Here is a 14516-nt window from a genome sequence, read left to right on the forward strand (position 1 = left end):
CAATTGGTCGACATGGTTTCAACGCTCGCGTGCGAGTGAGCCTTACCCCAAATTTACTTCAAGACCGCCTTGGGAAAATCGACCGGATCTGCGGCCCTAAGTACACCCGTCATTCGTTGCTCAACGTCGTCTCTCGTAGCAGCCCACGCCGGCACGGTTTGGAGTAGTCGCTCCTGCCAAGCAATGAGGTTTGGGAACTCGTCGAACGGCGCTCCTGTTCGCTTGTGTTGCGAGAATGGTGCAGCTATGTCGATATCGGCAAGGGTCAACGCATCGCCGACCATGAAGTTCCGTTTCTCAAGGTGCGTATCCAGGACAGCGGCGGCGTTGCGAATGTTTGTCGTAACCAGATCCACGATCGCCTCAGTCCGGGGCTTGCCCATGAGCGTGGCGCCCGCCCATTCGTTGAAGAGCAGGGTTGAGAAGACCCGCCATTGCTCGCCGGACCAGAACATCCACTGCAGGACTTCAAACCGCTCTGCCTGGGTGCGACCAAGCAGATCGGAGTCTACTTTCTCGGCAAGGTAAAGGTTTATGGCGGAGGCCTCCCAGATAACGGTGTCGCCATCCTGAAGCACGGGAGTGAGTCCGTGCGGATTGAGTTGCAAAAATCCAGGGGTATGACTTTCACCCTTGAACAAATCGATATTCACACGTTGGATGTCGACGCCCATGATCTTTGCAGCAGCAGTGACGCGACGAAGACTACCCGAACCCGGGTCGCCATAGATTTTAATAGTCATAGTAATTCTTACAGGTAAATGCTGAGTTTTGATCAGCGTTGCAATCGGGTCTATACCCCTCGGTATCGGGTCCATCTTGCAGGATCATCGAGGATCTCCCGTCAGGCTGTTGAGCGAGGAGGCCATAGTAGACTGATTCTTCTGAGAAAATTATGCTCCAAAATTACAGAACACTTATTTGGATAACAAATGAATGATCGCTGGCTTGAAATCCAGGTTTTCACACGCGTGGCCGAGTCGGGGAGCTTTTCCCGCGCGGCTCAGGAGCTTGAGCTTTCGCAGCCCTCCGCCTCCAGAATCATCACGGGTTTGGAAGCTCGGTTGGGGGTAAAGCTCTTGCTTCGCACGACTAGAAATGTGGCCTTGACTGAGGCAGGCGCTGCGTTTCTGGACAGAGCCCGCCAGGCCGCAGCCGATCTGGAGGACGCCGAGGATGCGGTTCGGGGAATAGATTCTCTCCGTGGAACCATCCGACTCGCAGTGCCTATCGTGTACGGTACTCGGGCGATCATCCCCGCGTTAGCCAGCTTCCTGGAGCGCTACCCCGATCTGCGAGTGGAAATTACGATGCGGGATGAGCGTCAAAACCTCGTGGCCGCTGGCGTCGATATGGCTATTCGGATGGGCACCCTTGAAGACTCAACTTTCGGTGCCAGACAAATTGCGTCCGTGGAAAGATTATTAGTCGCTTCGCCGTCCTACCTGGCTAAGCGGGGCACGCCTCGAACGCCCGACGAATTAACAGGCCACGATACGATCTTGCATGAGCGAAGCTTTCCAGAAAAAAGTACGTTAAAGATGCTGAAGGGCGAGGCTGTGCGGGTGGTGACTCTGCGTGGGAAAGTCAAGATTGATGCGGCGCCCGGGGTCTTGGCTGCTGCACTGGCAGGCCTAGGGATAGCCAACGTAACCACGATCATGTCAGAGCAAGAGCGGCGTGAAGGCAAGCTTGTCCGGTTGCTGCCCGACTACGAACTTGAGCCGTTGAAGGCGTTCGCTGTATTTCCGTCGGGCCCCAGACCGTCAACTAAGGTTCGTGCGCTGGTTACTCACCTCATATCTGTGTTAGCGAATTAGCTACGGTCACCACAACGTTGCCAAGTTGCTGCGGCGTATTCCAAATGCCGGTGTGCTTCGAGCATCTGTTGAACTGCTCAATCTAACTGGCTACATCGGCAACCGAAATCGCATCTTGGACGGATTCACTCCAAAGCAGCGGCTGGCCATAGCCGCATGGCGCTCCTACTTCTGGCAATCGCTAATTTAGATTCACTTTGCGCAACCCTGTGCGAAGCGGCTCAAACTTCGAATGCGTTTGACATCAACGCAACGAAGACGCTGAGCGGGCCGCTCGTTCGTACAGGCTGCTTAGATTACCCAGCGAATTTGCCAGCTCACGAAAGTGAGCGTTCATGGATTCGTCGACGTTGCTCATCAGGCATTGTTCGCGAATTTGGCGGTAGCTCTCAATCGCGGCCTCGCCTGCGTCAGTTGTCCGATACAACACCTCCTTTCCCACTTTTTCACCGATAGCAAGTCCCGCCGCTACAAGCTTTTTCAGCGAGTACGTGACGACATGCACGTCGTCGAAGTTCAAGACAAAGCAAATGTCTGCGACCTTTTTATTCTTGGCGCGATGTTTGAGCTGATGCAGCACAACGACATCGATAAAGGTCATGTCGCCTGAATCTGTTGCCGAGGCGCCTTTTTCGAGCCAACGCGTGAAAGCATTCCAGCAAACGATCATTGCAAACTCAAATTCACTCAGTTCTGCGCCCTTGGGGGAGACGAGATGCGGAGAGAGAACTAACGGTTTGTCTGTCTTGCTCATAAGTAAAATCCCTAATTATATTGGTGTATCAATAACGTATCATTGGGAAATTCCCAACGTTATAAGTATAAAACCAATGAAGAAAAATGTATTTTTACACACATATTCCTCGATAAGGCTTTGTCAGGGCGCGATAAGGGGACTCTTTCATGGCTGATTTACTCGACCCTCGAGTGAGACTTTCCGCCGATATCGGCGGCACATTCACAGACATTGTTGCCGAATTGCCGAGCGGGATTCGCGTCACGTCGAAAGTCTTGACCACGCCGACTGCTCCCGAGCAGGCGGTACTCGAAGGAGCGTCCCGACTATTAGAACGCAATGCATTGACCTTAAAGGACGTAGACGTCTTCGTCCATGGCACTACGCTTGCAACCAATGCCATCCTGGAGCGCCGTGGAGCCAGAACGGCGTTGATAACCACTGAAGGCTTCCGAGATGTGCTCGAGATTGGCACCGAGGGTCGGTTCGACCAATATGACCTGCAACTAGAGCGTCGAGCACCTCTGATTCCGCGCAGCTTGAGGTTGACTGTCAGGGAACGTATTTATGCAAATGGGCAGGAAGTTCTGGCGCTGGATCGCAACAGCCTGGCTGAACAGATCTCGGTAATCCAGAGCGAGGGCGTCGTTAGCGTAGCGATTTGCTTCATACACGCCTATCGTAATCCAGCGCATGAGCTGGAAACACGCCGGCTATTACTCGATGCGTTGCCGAATTTGCATGTCTCTATTTCGAGTGAGGTTTGCCCCGAAATCAGGGAGTATGAACGGGTCTCGACAACCGTTGCCAACGCTTACGTGCAGCCTCAGATGGCGGACTATCTGTATCGGATGCAAAAACGTCTCGAGAGCGAGTCGTTTAACGGCGTTCTTTATCTCGTGACGTCCAACGGCGGACTGACGTCCCTGGAAACGGCCCGCCGGTTTCCCGTCCGGTTGGTCGAGTCTGGCCCGGCTGGCGGAGCCATCTATGCCGCCGATGTCGCAAGGCGCGCGGGGGAAAGCAAGGTAGCGGCATTCGACATGGGAGGGACCACAGCCAAAATTTGTCTGATTGACCAGTACGAGCCGGATACGGATCGTACTTATGAGGTGGACCGCGCCGCGCGATTTCAGAAGGGCAGTGGCCTGCCTTTACGAATACCCGTAATCGATTTGTTTGAAATTGGCGCGGGAGGCGGATCTATCGCACACATCAATGTGCTCAAGAATATTCAGGTCGGGCCTACAAGCGCGGGTTCGGAGCCCGGTCCTGCTTGCTACGGCAGGGGAGGTGAGGATGCTACGGTAACCGATGCTGACGCAGTGCTTGGCTTGATCGACCCTGATGTCTTTGCTGGTGGCACCGTTCAGTTGGAAGTAAAGGCGGCTGAACGTGCGCTCGAAAAAATTGCCGCCCCATTGGGCTTCTCTGTCGAAATGGCGGCTTTTGGCGTGTATGAGATGGTGTGCGAAAACATGTCCAACGCGGCACGCGTGCATGCGATCGAAAAAGGAAAATCGATTGGGGATCACACGCTCATCGCGTTTGGCGGAGCGGCGCCGCTTCACGTTGCCCGGATCGCTGAGAAGGTGGGCATCAAACGTATATTGGTTCCACCCAATGCAGGCGTGGGGTCGGCAATAGGATTTCTGCGTGCTCCTATTTCTTATGAGGTTGTTCGAAGCCGACATTCGCTGCTGCGGACCTTGGCTGCGCTGGAAGTCAGCGAGATGTTGACGCAGATGGAGGATGAGGCTTCGGCGCTCGTGCGACAGGGCGCTCCCCACGAAGAGCTGATTGTCCGGCGTCATGCATACATGCGCTATGTCGGCCAAGGGCATGAGGTCGCGATCCTGTTGCCCGATGGTGATTTGCGTGAACTCGATGTTCTTCAATTCTCGCAAGCCTTCGAGGCTTCCTACACGCAGCTCTTTGGCCGGACGATACCAGGCGCCGAGGTTGAGATTCTGACGTGGTCGGTGCTGGTTGCGACAGAGCCTAATCATGCGCAGGCCACCGTGTTGCCTCCTGCGACTGGCCGATCGCCGTTGCCCAAGGGGTATCGGGAGCATTTTGATGGCGTTACGGGGAAACGAGTGAGCATACCCGTGTATGCGCGGGAGGAACTGCAGTGCGAGCAACAGCTTATGGGCCCTGCGTTGATCGCGGAAGATCAGACCACCACCTTTGTGTCTTCATCTTTCGATGTGAGCGTTGACCATTGCGGCAATCTTGTCATGGACCGAAAAACAAAGGCAGAGGTGACAGCGTGAACTCCAACGCGAAGCAGATCAAGTATCAATTAATGTGGCAACGTCTTGCCGCTATTGTCGAAGAGCAGGCGCAGGTTCTCCTAAGGACGGCATTCAGTGCCATTGTGCGCGAGTGCAGCGACCTATCGGCAGGGGTCTTCGATACACATGGCCAGATGCTTGCACAAGCGGTCACCGGCGCGCCGGGTCATGTGAATACCATGGCGGAATCTGTTCAACACTTTCTCAGCAAGTATCCATTGGACGAGATGCAGCCAGGCGATGTGTTCATTACGAACGACCCCTGGAAGGGCACTGGCCATCTGAATGATTTTGTCGTGGTGACGCCTTGCTTTCTGCATGGCAGGCCAGTTGCATTGTTTTGCGCAACCAGCCATGTCATGGATATTGGAGGACTGGGGTTCGGACCAGACGGCACGGACATTCATATGGAAGGACTGTTCATTCCTTTGCTTAAGCTGTTTTCGTCAGGAACAGTGAACGAAACATTCATGGACATGCTGCGTGCCAACACGCGTCAGCCCCTTGAGACGGTAGGCGACACCTACGCTCTTGCCGCATGCAATGATGTTGCCTGCGAGAGATTGCAGGAGATGATGAGTGAGTTCGAACTGTACTCCCTGGAAGACCTCTCTTCATATATTCTGGAAAGCTCGCGCGCGGCCATGCTCGACGCTGTGCGCCAGCTTCCTGAGGGTTCGTCGACCTATTGCATGACTATTGATGGGTATGACCAACCCATCGATCTGGTCGCTACGCTGACCGTGTCACGCGATGGCATTATGCTCGACTACGCCGGCACATCGCCGATCTCTTCGCATGGGATTAACGTACCCATATGCTATGCCACCGCATACTCTGTATTTGGCCTGGCATGTGCGGTTGCCAGCGAGATACCGAACAACTCAGGATCGCTATCTGTCTTCACTGTGTCGGCACCAAAGGGTTGCGTGCTCAATGCGCTGCCGCCGGCACCCGTCTCCACCCGACACGTCATTGGGCAAATGCTTCCAGATGTCGTGTTTGGATGTCTGCGCCAGATCATTCCTGAGCGTGTTCCGGCCGAAGGCGCCTCGTGTGTCTGGCTGCTCAATTTGCGCGGAGAAACACAAGATGCATCTCGAGGTCGCTACGGTTTCACGTTGGGGTTCACGAGTAATGGCGGCACTGGTGCGCGTAGCGGCATCGATGGTTTGTCCGCGACTGCCTTCCCCACGAATCTGAACGGTACGCCTGTCGAGATCGCCGAAACTCAGGCGCCATTGATATTCTGGCGCAAGGAGCTGCGTGAAGGCTCAGGCGGCGCTGGGCGCACGCGCGGGGGGCTCGGGCAGGTGATCGAAGTTCAGTCTACATGCGACAAGACGTTTGAGATTCTGGCGTCGTTTGATCGCATTAAGCATCCGCCGCGTGGCCGCGACGGGGGAGGTAATGGAGCGGCCGGGTTCATTGGTCTTTCCTCGGGTCGTCTGTTGGCAGGCAAAGGTGGTCAGGAAATTCCTGCGGGTGAGCGCCTGATGATCCACACGCCCGGTGGCGGCGGTATCGGCGACCCCAAGCGTCGTTTACCCGCGCATGTCGCAATTGATCTTGCAGATGGCCTACTAACTGAGGAACAGGCCCGCAACCTGTACGGAAGTGAACCAGTCGCTCTCGCTTAAATGCAGAGCTTGCTGAGTGCCTAGCGTTGTCCGTTGTTTCCTAGAAGCTCCGATGCCACGCCGACGCGGCACCAAGCTACTTTCACCGTCTCCAATAGAAAGGTATATATCATGATCACAACGCGTCAATTCTCCGCGATCACGCTGTCTATCGTTGCACTCATGGCTTTGGGGCCGTTCGCGCGGGCGGCCTCGCCTACGCAGATAGATCTGTCGACCGTGTTGCCGGAGGGGAATTTTCACACTCAGAATGCCAACATGTATTCTGAGGAGGTTGCGAAAGCCACTGGGGGCGAAGTCCAGATTCGCATTCACTCAGGCGGCTCACTTGGGTTCAAGGGACCTGACCATCTGCATGCAGTAGGCGACGGTCTGGTCGGAATGGCGGACATCCATATCTCACAACAGGCAGGTGACGAGCCCATTCTGGCGGCTGAAACAATACCGTTTCTGGTGAATGATATTAAGGAACTCGAGATTCTGCATCGTCGTCTGCGTCCGCTGCTGGACGAGGCTGCTGCGAGGAACAATCAGAAAATTCTGTATATCGTGCCATGGCCGGCACAGTACATCTTCTCCAAGATCAAGGCCGATTCGCTGGATGGGTTGAAGAACAGCAAGGTCCGAGTGTCAGATCGCAATGTGCAGGACATGTGTACCGCTATCGGCATAACGCCGGTGTTGATACCGTGGGTCGAAACGATTCCCGCACTGGCATCTGGAACGATCTCGGGGGTGACGACATCGACGCCCTCTGCGGTCGACGGTCGACTGTGGGAGTTCGTCAAGTACATATATCCAACGAACCATACTTGGATCTCGCAGATGGTCAATATCAATCTGGACACGTGGAACAAGCTGTCCGCCAGCCAGCAAAAAGCGATGACCGACGCGGCGCAGCGGCTGCAGCCCGTGTTTTGGGATCGCGCGTCCCAGGCTGACGCCGAGGGGTTAGCGACGCTTAAAAGCATGAGTATGGAAGTCATGCCCATTTCGCCGGCCATGAGGCAAGAGATGCGAGATCGCACATCCGGTCAATTGGCAGCGTTCACGAAGCGCGTACCGTCGTCCAAGACAGTGCTCGATGCATACTTGACGGAAGTAAAGCGATGACTGGCGATCTTTCCCTCGAACGGTCGGAGATAAAACGCGAGCGGGCGGTTAAACGCCTGTTGGATGGGATCGAGCGCTTGTCGCTGTTGGATGGATGGGTCGGTGCGGGATGTTTGATGCTCCTGATTGCCCTGATGCTCGCAGAACTGACAATCAGGATACTGTCGAACATGTTTCCGAGTTTGCCCGGCGGGCTGCCTTATACGTGGGAGTACTGCTCGTACCTGATGGCGACCTGCTTTACTTTCGGCGCCGCGATGACATTGCGTACCGGCGGGCATATCCGCGTGAACTTATTACTCACCAATGTATCGGCTAGAGCCAGGCAAGGATTGGAGATCGCACTGTCGCTCGTGGGATTGGTGTCAGTGTCATTCTTGACCGTTGCGATGAGTATCTTTACCTGGTCGTCGTTTGCTTCCGGCCAAGTGTCCGCCGCAAGCGGGACACCGCTTTGGATTCCAAAGCTGACGGTCACGCTGGGGATATTGCTGCTCGCTTTGCAACTGCTTGCCCGACTTATCCAGGCCATATTGGGATTGCCCTTAGAGGACTCTCGCATGAAACCAGCCGTACCGCAGGAGTAGGCAATATCATGACTATCATTGTTTCTTCTTTGTTGGTCATTCTTCTACTGCTGCTCGGTAGCGGTATCTGGATTGGCATCGGGCTTGCTGCGACGGGCAGTACGATGCTCGTGCTGTTTCGGGATATTCCGATCGGCAAGCTCCTGGCGCAATACACCTGGAACATCTTGACGACACAGGAGCTGCTGGCCTTGCCCATGTTCATCGTCATGGGGGAAATTCTGTTCCGAACGAAGCTGTCGCAATCATTATTCAACGGGCTTTCTCCATGGGCGTCTTTACTTCCTGGCCGTCTGTTGCACGTCAATGTCATTGGTTCAACCATTTTTGCCGCCATTTCGGGGTCGTCGGCGGCGACAACTCAGGTAGTCGGGAGAATTTCTCTTGCGGAGTTGGAAAAACGGGGCTATGGAAAATCGATTTCGCTTGGTAGTCTCGCTGGCGCGGGAACGCTCGGATTCCTGATTCCACCTTCCAACATCATGATCATTTACGGTGTGCTGGGTAATGTGTCCGTGCTGAAGCTCTTTATGGCCGGCGTGGTGCCCGGGGTGCTTCTGGCAAGCTGTTTCATGGGTTGGGTAATGATACATTCATGCATCAATCCAGGACTGGTTCCCAAAGATGATCCGACCCTGAAGATAACTTGGGATATCCGCTTCAGGGCACTAAAGGACCTTGGGCCTGTGATGCTGTTGATTCTGGCTATTCTCGGCTCGATGTATGCTGGCATTGCCACGCCCTCTGAAAGTGCAGCGGTGGGTGTCCTCGGCGCATTGTTGATTGCCTATTTCCAGAAGGGCCTTACACGGCAATCGATGCGTGATATTGCTATGGGCTCGATTCAGACATGCGCGATGATTGCGCTGATCCTGCTCGGTGCTTCCATTTTGTCGCACGCCACTGCGTTCCTGGGCATTACGCAGGCAATCAGTGGGTGGGTGACTGCATTGAACCTGTCTCCGTTCGGGCTGATTGCAATACTCATCGGTCTTTATATCGTGCTTGGCGCATTTCTCGACGGGTTTTCGATGATGGTGCTGACATTGCCGATTGTTCTTCCGATCGTCACCGCGGCAGGATTTGATCCAATCTGGTTTGGTATCTTTCTTGTCATTGTCATCGAGATGGCTCAAATCACCCCCCCTGTTGGGTTCAATCTTTTCATGCTTCAGGGGTTAAGTGGCGTGAATATTGGACGGCTTGCCCAGTACGCGACGCCTTATCTACTGATCATGATTCTTTTCGTGTTCTTGCTGGCTGCCGTGCCCGACGTTGTGCTCTGGCTGCCGAGGCACATTATGGGCAGTGCTATGTAGCCAGCGTGGGAATCAGAAAAACTCATCCAGCAAGCAATAGAATGCAATGCGCCGCTGATCCGGATTGCTTGTACTTGCATGACCTGGCGGTCACGGCGGCAGCTAACAGCGAGGTCCATGTTCCACAGTTGACGGCCAGTAGTGGGCGTCTGGTGTGGACCTTGCACCAAAGATCGCTTGCCCCACGCGCACGATTGTCGCGCCTTCCTCAATGGCAATTTCATAATCGCCGGACATGCCCATCGACAGCTCGTCGAGTGAGATCTCGCCCGGTATATCTTGGCTAAGCCTGTCCCGCAGCTCACGCAGTAGTACGAAGCATTGGCGGACGCGCTCGGCCTCAGCTGAAAACAGCGCAAGCGTCATGAAGCCACGCACTCGCAGCGCGGTGAACGCCGGCAGCGCTTTGAGAAATGTGGCCACTTCGTCTGGTGGCAGACCGTACTTGCTGGCTTCGCCGGATGTGTTGACTTGCACAAACACGTCCAAGGCGCGGCCTTCGGCCTGCAAACGCCGGTCCAGTGCCTCGGCCACGCGCAGGCTGTCCAGGGCTTGGAACTCGGTGGCGAAGCGCGCCACGAGCTTGGCTTTGTTGGTCTGCAAGTGACCGATCACCGACCACTGCAGATCAGTCAGATCCGCCATCGCCTCCCATTTTTGGTAAGCCTCCTGTGGCTTGTTTTCGCCAAGTAGCCGACAGCCGGCAGCATAGGACAGGCGGACGCTCGCTTCGTCCTTGGTTTTGCTCACGGGCAGCAGACGTACATGCGTTGGATCGCGTCCGACCCGCAGGCAGGCGGTAGCGATGCGTGCGTGGACGTCGGCGAGATTCCGGCGAAAGTCCGCTACCGATTCAGCCTGCGGCCATCGGCCATGTTGATCGTGCAAAGTGGGTGTTTCCAAGGGGGCGTCAGCATTCACTATGTAAGTCTCACTGGGTCGACATGATCTCAACGCTCGTATGCGAGCGAGCCTCACCTATTGTGGGATGAGGCTCACCCGACATTCACTTCAGAGCCACCTTGGGAAAATCGACCGGAATATCCAAGGCAACGTTGATGTAGTTGGTAAAGAGATTCAGGGCGACATGCGCCATGATCTCAACGATTTGCTCGTCGCCGAAGCCTGCCTCCCGCAGGCTCGCGACATCGGAGTCCGTGATCTGCGCACGCTGTTCGACCACCTTCAGGGCGAAGGCCAAGACGACGGCGGTGTTAGCGTCATCCGATTGTCCAGCCTGGGCCGCAGCCATCTCGGCGGAAGACGCACCCGCTTTTTGGCCGAGTACGGTATGGGCTGCCAAGCAGTATTCGCAGCGATTGCGATTAGCGATCGCCACGGCAATCTGTTCGCCGAGTTTAGCGCCCAGAGACCCTTTGCTCAATGCGCCGAAGGCGGCCCACATGCTCTGCAACGCGGCCGGGGAGTTCGCTACGGCTTTGAACATATTGGGTGTGGCGCCGAAGGCTTGCTGGATCTGGGCCAGCAGGGGCTGGCTTGCTGCGGGGGCGGCTTGAGTTTGAATGTTGATGCGGGACATGTCGATCTCCTGGAGGATGTCAGGTTGAAGTACAGGAAAACTGCCGGTGGGGCAGGTCTGTGTGCACAGTATGGCCAAGGTTGATGTATGATTTGGTCCAATAAGTTCATAAAACATACCAATTAGTTCATATGCAGGCCTTTCGTCCCATTGACCGCCTCTCGGGCGTTCTCGAACGATTCCGAGTGCAGGCCCAACTGCATCACTCCGGCGCACTGTGCGGGCTTAACCACTTCGACGCCCGCGAGGGGCATGGTTATCTGCACGTGTTGCGTCGCGGCCAGTTAACGGTGAGCCATCCAGGCGCGCGCGATGTGCCCAAGTCGATGCGTTTCGACGAGCCGACCTTGCTGCTGTATCCGCGCCCCTTTACTCATCGCTTCCACAACCCTCCGGTGGAGGGTTCTGATTTCACTTGCGCGCGGCTGAACTTCGACGGTGGTTCGTACAATCCTCTCGCACGGGCGCTGCCGCCTTTGATTGCGCTGCCGTTGGCCCGAGTGTCGGGCCTGGACTTGGCGCTTGAATTGCTGTTCGCTGAAACCGATCAAATGCGCTGCGGCCAGCGGTTGCTGGTTGATCGGCTCTTCGAGGTGGTTGTGATCCAGCTAATGCGCTGGCTGCTTGACCATCCGCTGGAAGCGGGCGTGCGCCCCGGCTTCATCACCGGACTGTCGGACCCGCGTTTGGCGCGTGCGCTGGTGGCCATGCACGACGCTCCTGGTGAGCCTTGGTCGGTGGGGCACATGGCTGAACGCGCCGGCATGTCGCGCACGGCGTTTGCAAACACCTTTCGCGAGGTGGTGGGCCAGACGCCGGCCGACTACTTGAACGACTGGCGCATTGCGCTAGCGCAGAACAGGCTGCGCGAAGGGCAACCGATCAAGATGCTGGCGGACGAGCTCGGATATGCGAACCCGTCGGCACTATCGCGCGCATTCTCAGCCAAGGTAGGCATGTCTCCGCGTGAGTGGCTAGCGAAGACCTCCGTGGGGCAGTAACGGGCAGCGATGTAGCGGCGAATCGAGTCTTATTCTTGTCAGCGCTACGCACGAATTTATCAACCAGCCGTCCGAATTTGCGTCCGAACCTCTGACAGCATGGCGCGAAACGAGCGCGGAGAATGACCGGTATGGCTGCGAAAGGCGCGAGTAAATGCGCTGCTTTCGCTAAAGCCCAGTTTGCCGGAAATGGTAGTCATCGACAGTGTCCAATCATGCAACAAACGATGCGCCAGTCGCATGCGGATGCGTGCCCGCACTTCCACGAAGGTTGTGCCTTGCAATGCCAGCCGGCGCTGCAGCGTGCGTTCCGTAATGCCGAAATATTTCGCGGCCTGGCTCAACGTGACCTGATCAGACCTGGGCAGTGTCTGGATGAGCCAGGTTTCTAGTACGTCAATGAATGCGTCCTCGGTATTCGGGGCATGAGTCATCGCTTCTGCTTGCAACATACGTGTATCCAGCAGATCGGTGTGTCAAGTGACCACCTGGTTATTCGGCACCCAGGCAAAAGGCCATGGGCAAGCGTTCAAAATAACGAATGATCTGTTCATCATAATTAGCAAGTAGGCTTCCCATCACAAACTGCGGGGCAGTGTTTTCCCTAGGGTGAATGGCGCACTTCGGTGGTGAGGGTGGGCGGCGTACCGGCCCAGGCCGCGTGAACAGTGGGTTTGCGGCCGAGGGTGCCGAGAAAATGGGCCCGTTACGTGTCCTCGTGATGGGGGTGGAATATCCCGACTTGTCCTTGAAAGTGTCGTATTGAGTCAATTTTTTCGGAGAATGTCTCGATACCCTGTCCCATTCACTTGAGGGGATAAACGTGGTCAAGAAATTTGCTTTAGCTGCCTCGCTTGTCGCAGTCTTCGCAGCCGGCACCTGTGCATTTGCCGCCGATGAGACGCCGCGCCACGGTGGCACGCTGCGTTATGTGGCGCCCTATGGGGCGACTTTTGCGAACATGGACATCCATACGTCGAACCGTGCGCAAGATGAAATTTATGCCAAGGCCATTCACCGATCCCTCTATCTGTGGGATGCAAATAGCAACAAGTCGGTGCCCGAGTTGGCCAGCTCCGTCAGTGTCTCGCCCGATGGCCTGACCTATACCTACAAGCTGCGCGATGACGCGTATTTTCACAATGGCAGAAAACTGAAGGCCGATGATGTGATCTGGTCGTTCACGCGCATGATGGATGGCGCCAAAGCCTATCCCGGCGCGCGCTATGTGCGCTTGATCAAAGGTGCGATAGAGGTTGAAAAGGGCCAGGCCAAGACCATTTCCGGTTTGACGAAGATCGACGACTCCACCTTTGAAATGACACTGGTCGAGCGCGGTGACCCGGCCAATTCCTTCTATTCAGCGATGACCTCGATCTATCCCGCAGAAGAGGCGATGAAAGAGGGGTTCTTCACCCACCCGATCGGCTTAGGGCCCTATAAGTTCGTTGAGTACGTGCCGGGCTCGCGTTTCGTGGCCGAGCGCTTTGATAAGTTCTACAAGCCTGGCAAGCCCTACACCGATCGAGTGACCGTACAGTTGATGGGCGAGGCCGCCGCGCGCGACGTGGCTTTCCGCAACAAGGAAATTGACGCGTCCATACTCGGCCCAGTGCAGTACATGGCTTACCAAAAGGATCCCGAGCTTTCCAAGAATATTCTTGAGGTGGCGGAGGTCTACACGCGTGCCATGGGTATGAATCCGTCCTTCAAACCGTTTTCGGACAAGCGTGTGCGCCAGGCGATTAACTACGCCATCAACACGGACCTCATCATCAAGAAATTGGTCAAGGACAAGGCATACCGCGCCAGCAGTTGGCTGCCCCCGGCATCGCCTGCTTTTGACAAGGATATGAAGCCCTATCCGTATGACCCGGCCAAGGCAAAACAATTGTTGGCCGAAGCAGGCTATCCCGATGGCTTTGAATTCGAGTGGACAGCCACGCCTAATGAAAGCTGGGGTATTCCCATTGCCGAAGCCGTCGTCCCGATGCTGGAAAAAGTCGGTATCAGGGCGAAAATTCGCCCGGTGGAAGGCACCGTGCTGGCCGAGACCGTGCGCAAGGGCGATTTCCAGGCCTATATCTGGTCCTTGAACACGGGCCCTGATCCTATGAGCGTGTTGATGTGTTTTCACTCCAAGACGCCTCAGTCGGCTTGCAACTACACCTTGTTCAATAACCCCGAGGTGGACCGCCTGCTGGATGAGGCGAATGCCAGCACTGACGAGTCGGTCCGAATCGCCAATTTGAAGAAGGTCAACGCCATTGTGTTTGATGAAGCCCCAATGTGGTTCTTCAACTACAACAAGGCGGCCATGGCCTATCAGCCCTGGGTACATGGCCTGCAACCCAACGCGACCGAATTGGCTGTCCAGAACTACGAGGATGTCTGGATCGACAGCACCTCGCCTGCGGCCAAGTAATTCGTCATGCCGCGCCTGTGCAGCCTGCGAGGCGTTGA

At 55.8% G+C, this 14516-nt stretch carries 13 protein-coding genes; 8 read left to right on the plus strand and 5 right to left on the minus strand.

The features are described from left to right. Positions 1 to 53 precede the first annotated feature (53 nt). Positions 54 to 743, minus strand: a complete 690-nt coding sequence (locus tag ACYVDM_RS10860) for a glutathione S-transferase family protein (RefSeq protein WP_415785957.1) — start codon at positions 741 to 743, stop codon at positions 54 to 56. A 189-nt stretch (positions 744 to 932) separates the two neighbouring features. Here ACYVDM_RS10860 and ACYVDM_RS10865 point away from each other — a divergent pair, with 189 nt between their 5' ends. Beyond that, positions 933 to 1820 (plus strand): LysR family transcriptional regulator, encoded by an 888-nt coding sequence (locus ACYVDM_RS10865; RefSeq protein ID WP_415785955.1) that lies wholly within the window; start codon positions 933 to 935, stop codon positions 1818 to 1820. Between the two features lie 244 nt (positions 1821 to 2064). Here the strand turns inward: ACYVDM_RS10865 and ACYVDM_RS10870 are convergent, their stop codons facing one another. Beyond that, a complete protein-coding gene (locus tag ACYVDM_RS10870) occupies positions 2065 to 2574 on the minus strand; it encodes a winged helix DNA-binding protein (protein ID WP_415785953.1) in 510 nt (169 codons plus the stop codon). A gap of 149 nt (positions 2575 to 2723) precedes the next feature. On the opposite strand from ACYVDM_RS10870, the gene ACYVDM_RS10875 reads away from it, so the two are divergent. From ACYVDM_RS10875 to ACYVDM_RS10895, 5 genes are all read left to right on the plus strand, one after another. Further along, positions 2724 to 4832, plus strand: coding sequence for a hydantoinase/oxoprolinase family protein (locus tag ACYVDM_RS10875; protein WP_415785951.1), 2109 nt, complete (start codon positions 2724 to 2726; stop codon positions 4830 to 4832). After that, a complete protein-coding gene (locus ACYVDM_RS10880; RefSeq protein WP_415785949.1) occupies positions 4829 to 6493 on the plus strand; it encodes a hydantoinase B/oxoprolinase family protein in 1665 nt (554 codons plus the stop codon). The genes ACYVDM_RS10875 and ACYVDM_RS10880 overlap by 4 nt, the downstream gene beginning before the upstream one ends. Before the next feature lie 111 nt (positions 6494 to 6604). Further along, the gene (locus tag ACYVDM_RS10885) at positions 6605 to 7606 is read left to right on the plus strand and encodes a TRAP transporter substrate-binding protein (protein WP_415785947.1); all 1002 of its coding nucleotides are present in this window, start codon (positions 6605 to 6607) and stop codon (positions 7604 to 7606) included. Further along, positions 7603 to 8193: a TRAP transporter small permease subunit gene (locus tag ACYVDM_RS10890; RefSeq protein ID WP_415785945.1), complete on the plus strand. Its 591-nt coding sequence runs from the start codon at positions 7603 to 7605 to the stop codon at positions 8191 to 8193. Before ACYVDM_RS10885 ends, ACYVDM_RS10890 begins: the two co-directional genes overlap by 4 nt. A gap of 8 nt (positions 8194 to 8201) precedes the next feature. Beyond that, positions 8202 to 9512: a TRAP transporter large permease gene (locus ACYVDM_RS10895; protein WP_415785943.1), complete on the plus strand. Its 1311-nt coding sequence runs from the start codon at positions 8202 to 8204 to the stop codon at positions 9510 to 9512. A 102-nt stretch (positions 9513 to 9614) separates the two neighbouring features. Here ACYVDM_RS10895 and ACYVDM_RS10900 read toward each other — a convergent pair whose 3' ends face one another. Both ACYVDM_RS10900 and ACYVDM_RS10905 read right to left on the minus strand, forming a co-directional pair. Next, positions 9615 to 10415 (minus strand): YggS family pyridoxal phosphate-dependent enzyme, encoded by an 801-nt coding sequence (locus ACYVDM_RS10900; RefSeq protein ID WP_415785941.1) that lies wholly within the window; start codon positions 10413 to 10415, stop codon positions 9615 to 9617. A 103-nt stretch (positions 10416 to 10518) separates the two neighbouring features. Then, a complete protein-coding gene (locus tag ACYVDM_RS10905) occupies positions 10519 to 11052 on the minus strand; it encodes a carboxymuconolactone decarboxylase family protein (protein WP_415785939.1) in 534 nt (177 codons plus the stop codon). 131 nt (positions 11053 to 11183) lie between these two features. On the opposite strand from ACYVDM_RS10905, the gene ACYVDM_RS10910 reads away from it, so the two are divergent. Further along, the gene (locus ACYVDM_RS10910) at positions 11184 to 12053 is read left to right on the plus strand and encodes an AraC family transcriptional regulator (RefSeq protein ID WP_415785937.1); all 870 of its coding nucleotides are present in this window, start codon (positions 11184 to 11186) and stop codon (positions 12051 to 12053) included. Positions 12054 to 12112: 59 nt separating this feature from the next. Here ACYVDM_RS10910 and ACYVDM_RS10915 read toward each other — a convergent pair whose 3' ends face one another. Continuing rightward, on the minus strand, positions 12113 to 12505 hold the full coding sequence (locus ACYVDM_RS10915) for a helix-turn-helix transcriptional regulator (RefSeq protein WP_415785935.1): 393 nt from the start codon (positions 12503 to 12505) through the stop codon (positions 12113 to 12115). Between the two features lie 371 nt (positions 12506 to 12876). Between ACYVDM_RS10915 and ACYVDM_RS10920 the strand changes: the two genes are divergently transcribed. Continuing rightward, complete coding sequence (locus tag ACYVDM_RS10920) at positions 12877 to 14478, plus strand: ABC transporter substrate-binding protein (RefSeq protein WP_415785933.1); 1602 nt, start codon at positions 12877 to 12879, stop codon at positions 14476 to 14478. Positions 14479 to 14516: the final 38 nt, after the last annotated feature.

This window comes from Bordetella tumulicola, assembly GCF_054779135.1.

Bases quoted from the DNA above. Each gene is read 5' to 3' on its own strand.
- ACYVDM_RS10875 (WP_415785951.1), top strand. From the start codon at position 2,724: ATGGCTGATTTACTCGACCCTCGAGTGAGACTTTCCGCCGATATCGGC.
- ACYVDM_RS10915 (WP_415785935.1), bottom strand. From the start codon at position 12,505: ATGTTGCAAGCAGAAGCGATGACTCATGCCCCGAATACCGAGGACGCA.
- ACYVDM_RS10905 (WP_415785939.1), bottom strand. From the start codon at position 11,052: ATGTCCCGCATCAACATTCAAACTCAAGCCGCCCCCGCAGCAAGCCAG.
- ACYVDM_RS10895 (WP_415785943.1), top strand. From the start codon at position 8,202: ATGACTATCATTGTTTCTTCTTTGTTGGTCATTCTTCTACTGCTGCTC.
- ACYVDM_RS10885 (WP_415785947.1), top strand. From the start codon at position 6,605: ATGATCACAACGCGTCAATTCTCCGCGATCACGCTGTCTATCGTTGCA.
- ACYVDM_RS10910 (WP_415785937.1), top strand. From the start codon at position 11,184: ATGCAGGCCTTTCGTCCCATTGACCGCCTCTCGGGCGTTCTCGAACGA.
- ACYVDM_RS10890 (WP_415785945.1), top strand. From the start codon at position 7,603: ATGACTGGCGATCTTTCCCTCGAACGGTCGGAGATAAAACGCGAGCGG.
- ACYVDM_RS10865 (WP_415785955.1), top strand. From the start codon at position 933: ATGAATGATCGCTGGCTTGAAATCCAGGTTTTCACACGCGTGGCCGAG.
- ACYVDM_RS10860 (WP_415785957.1), bottom strand. From the start codon at position 743: ATGACTATTAAAATCTATGGCGACCCGGGTTCGGGTAGTCTTCGTCGC.
- ACYVDM_RS10870 (WP_415785953.1), bottom strand. From the start codon at position 2,574: ATGAGCAAGACAGACAAACCGTTAGTTCTCTCTCCGCATCTCGTCTCC.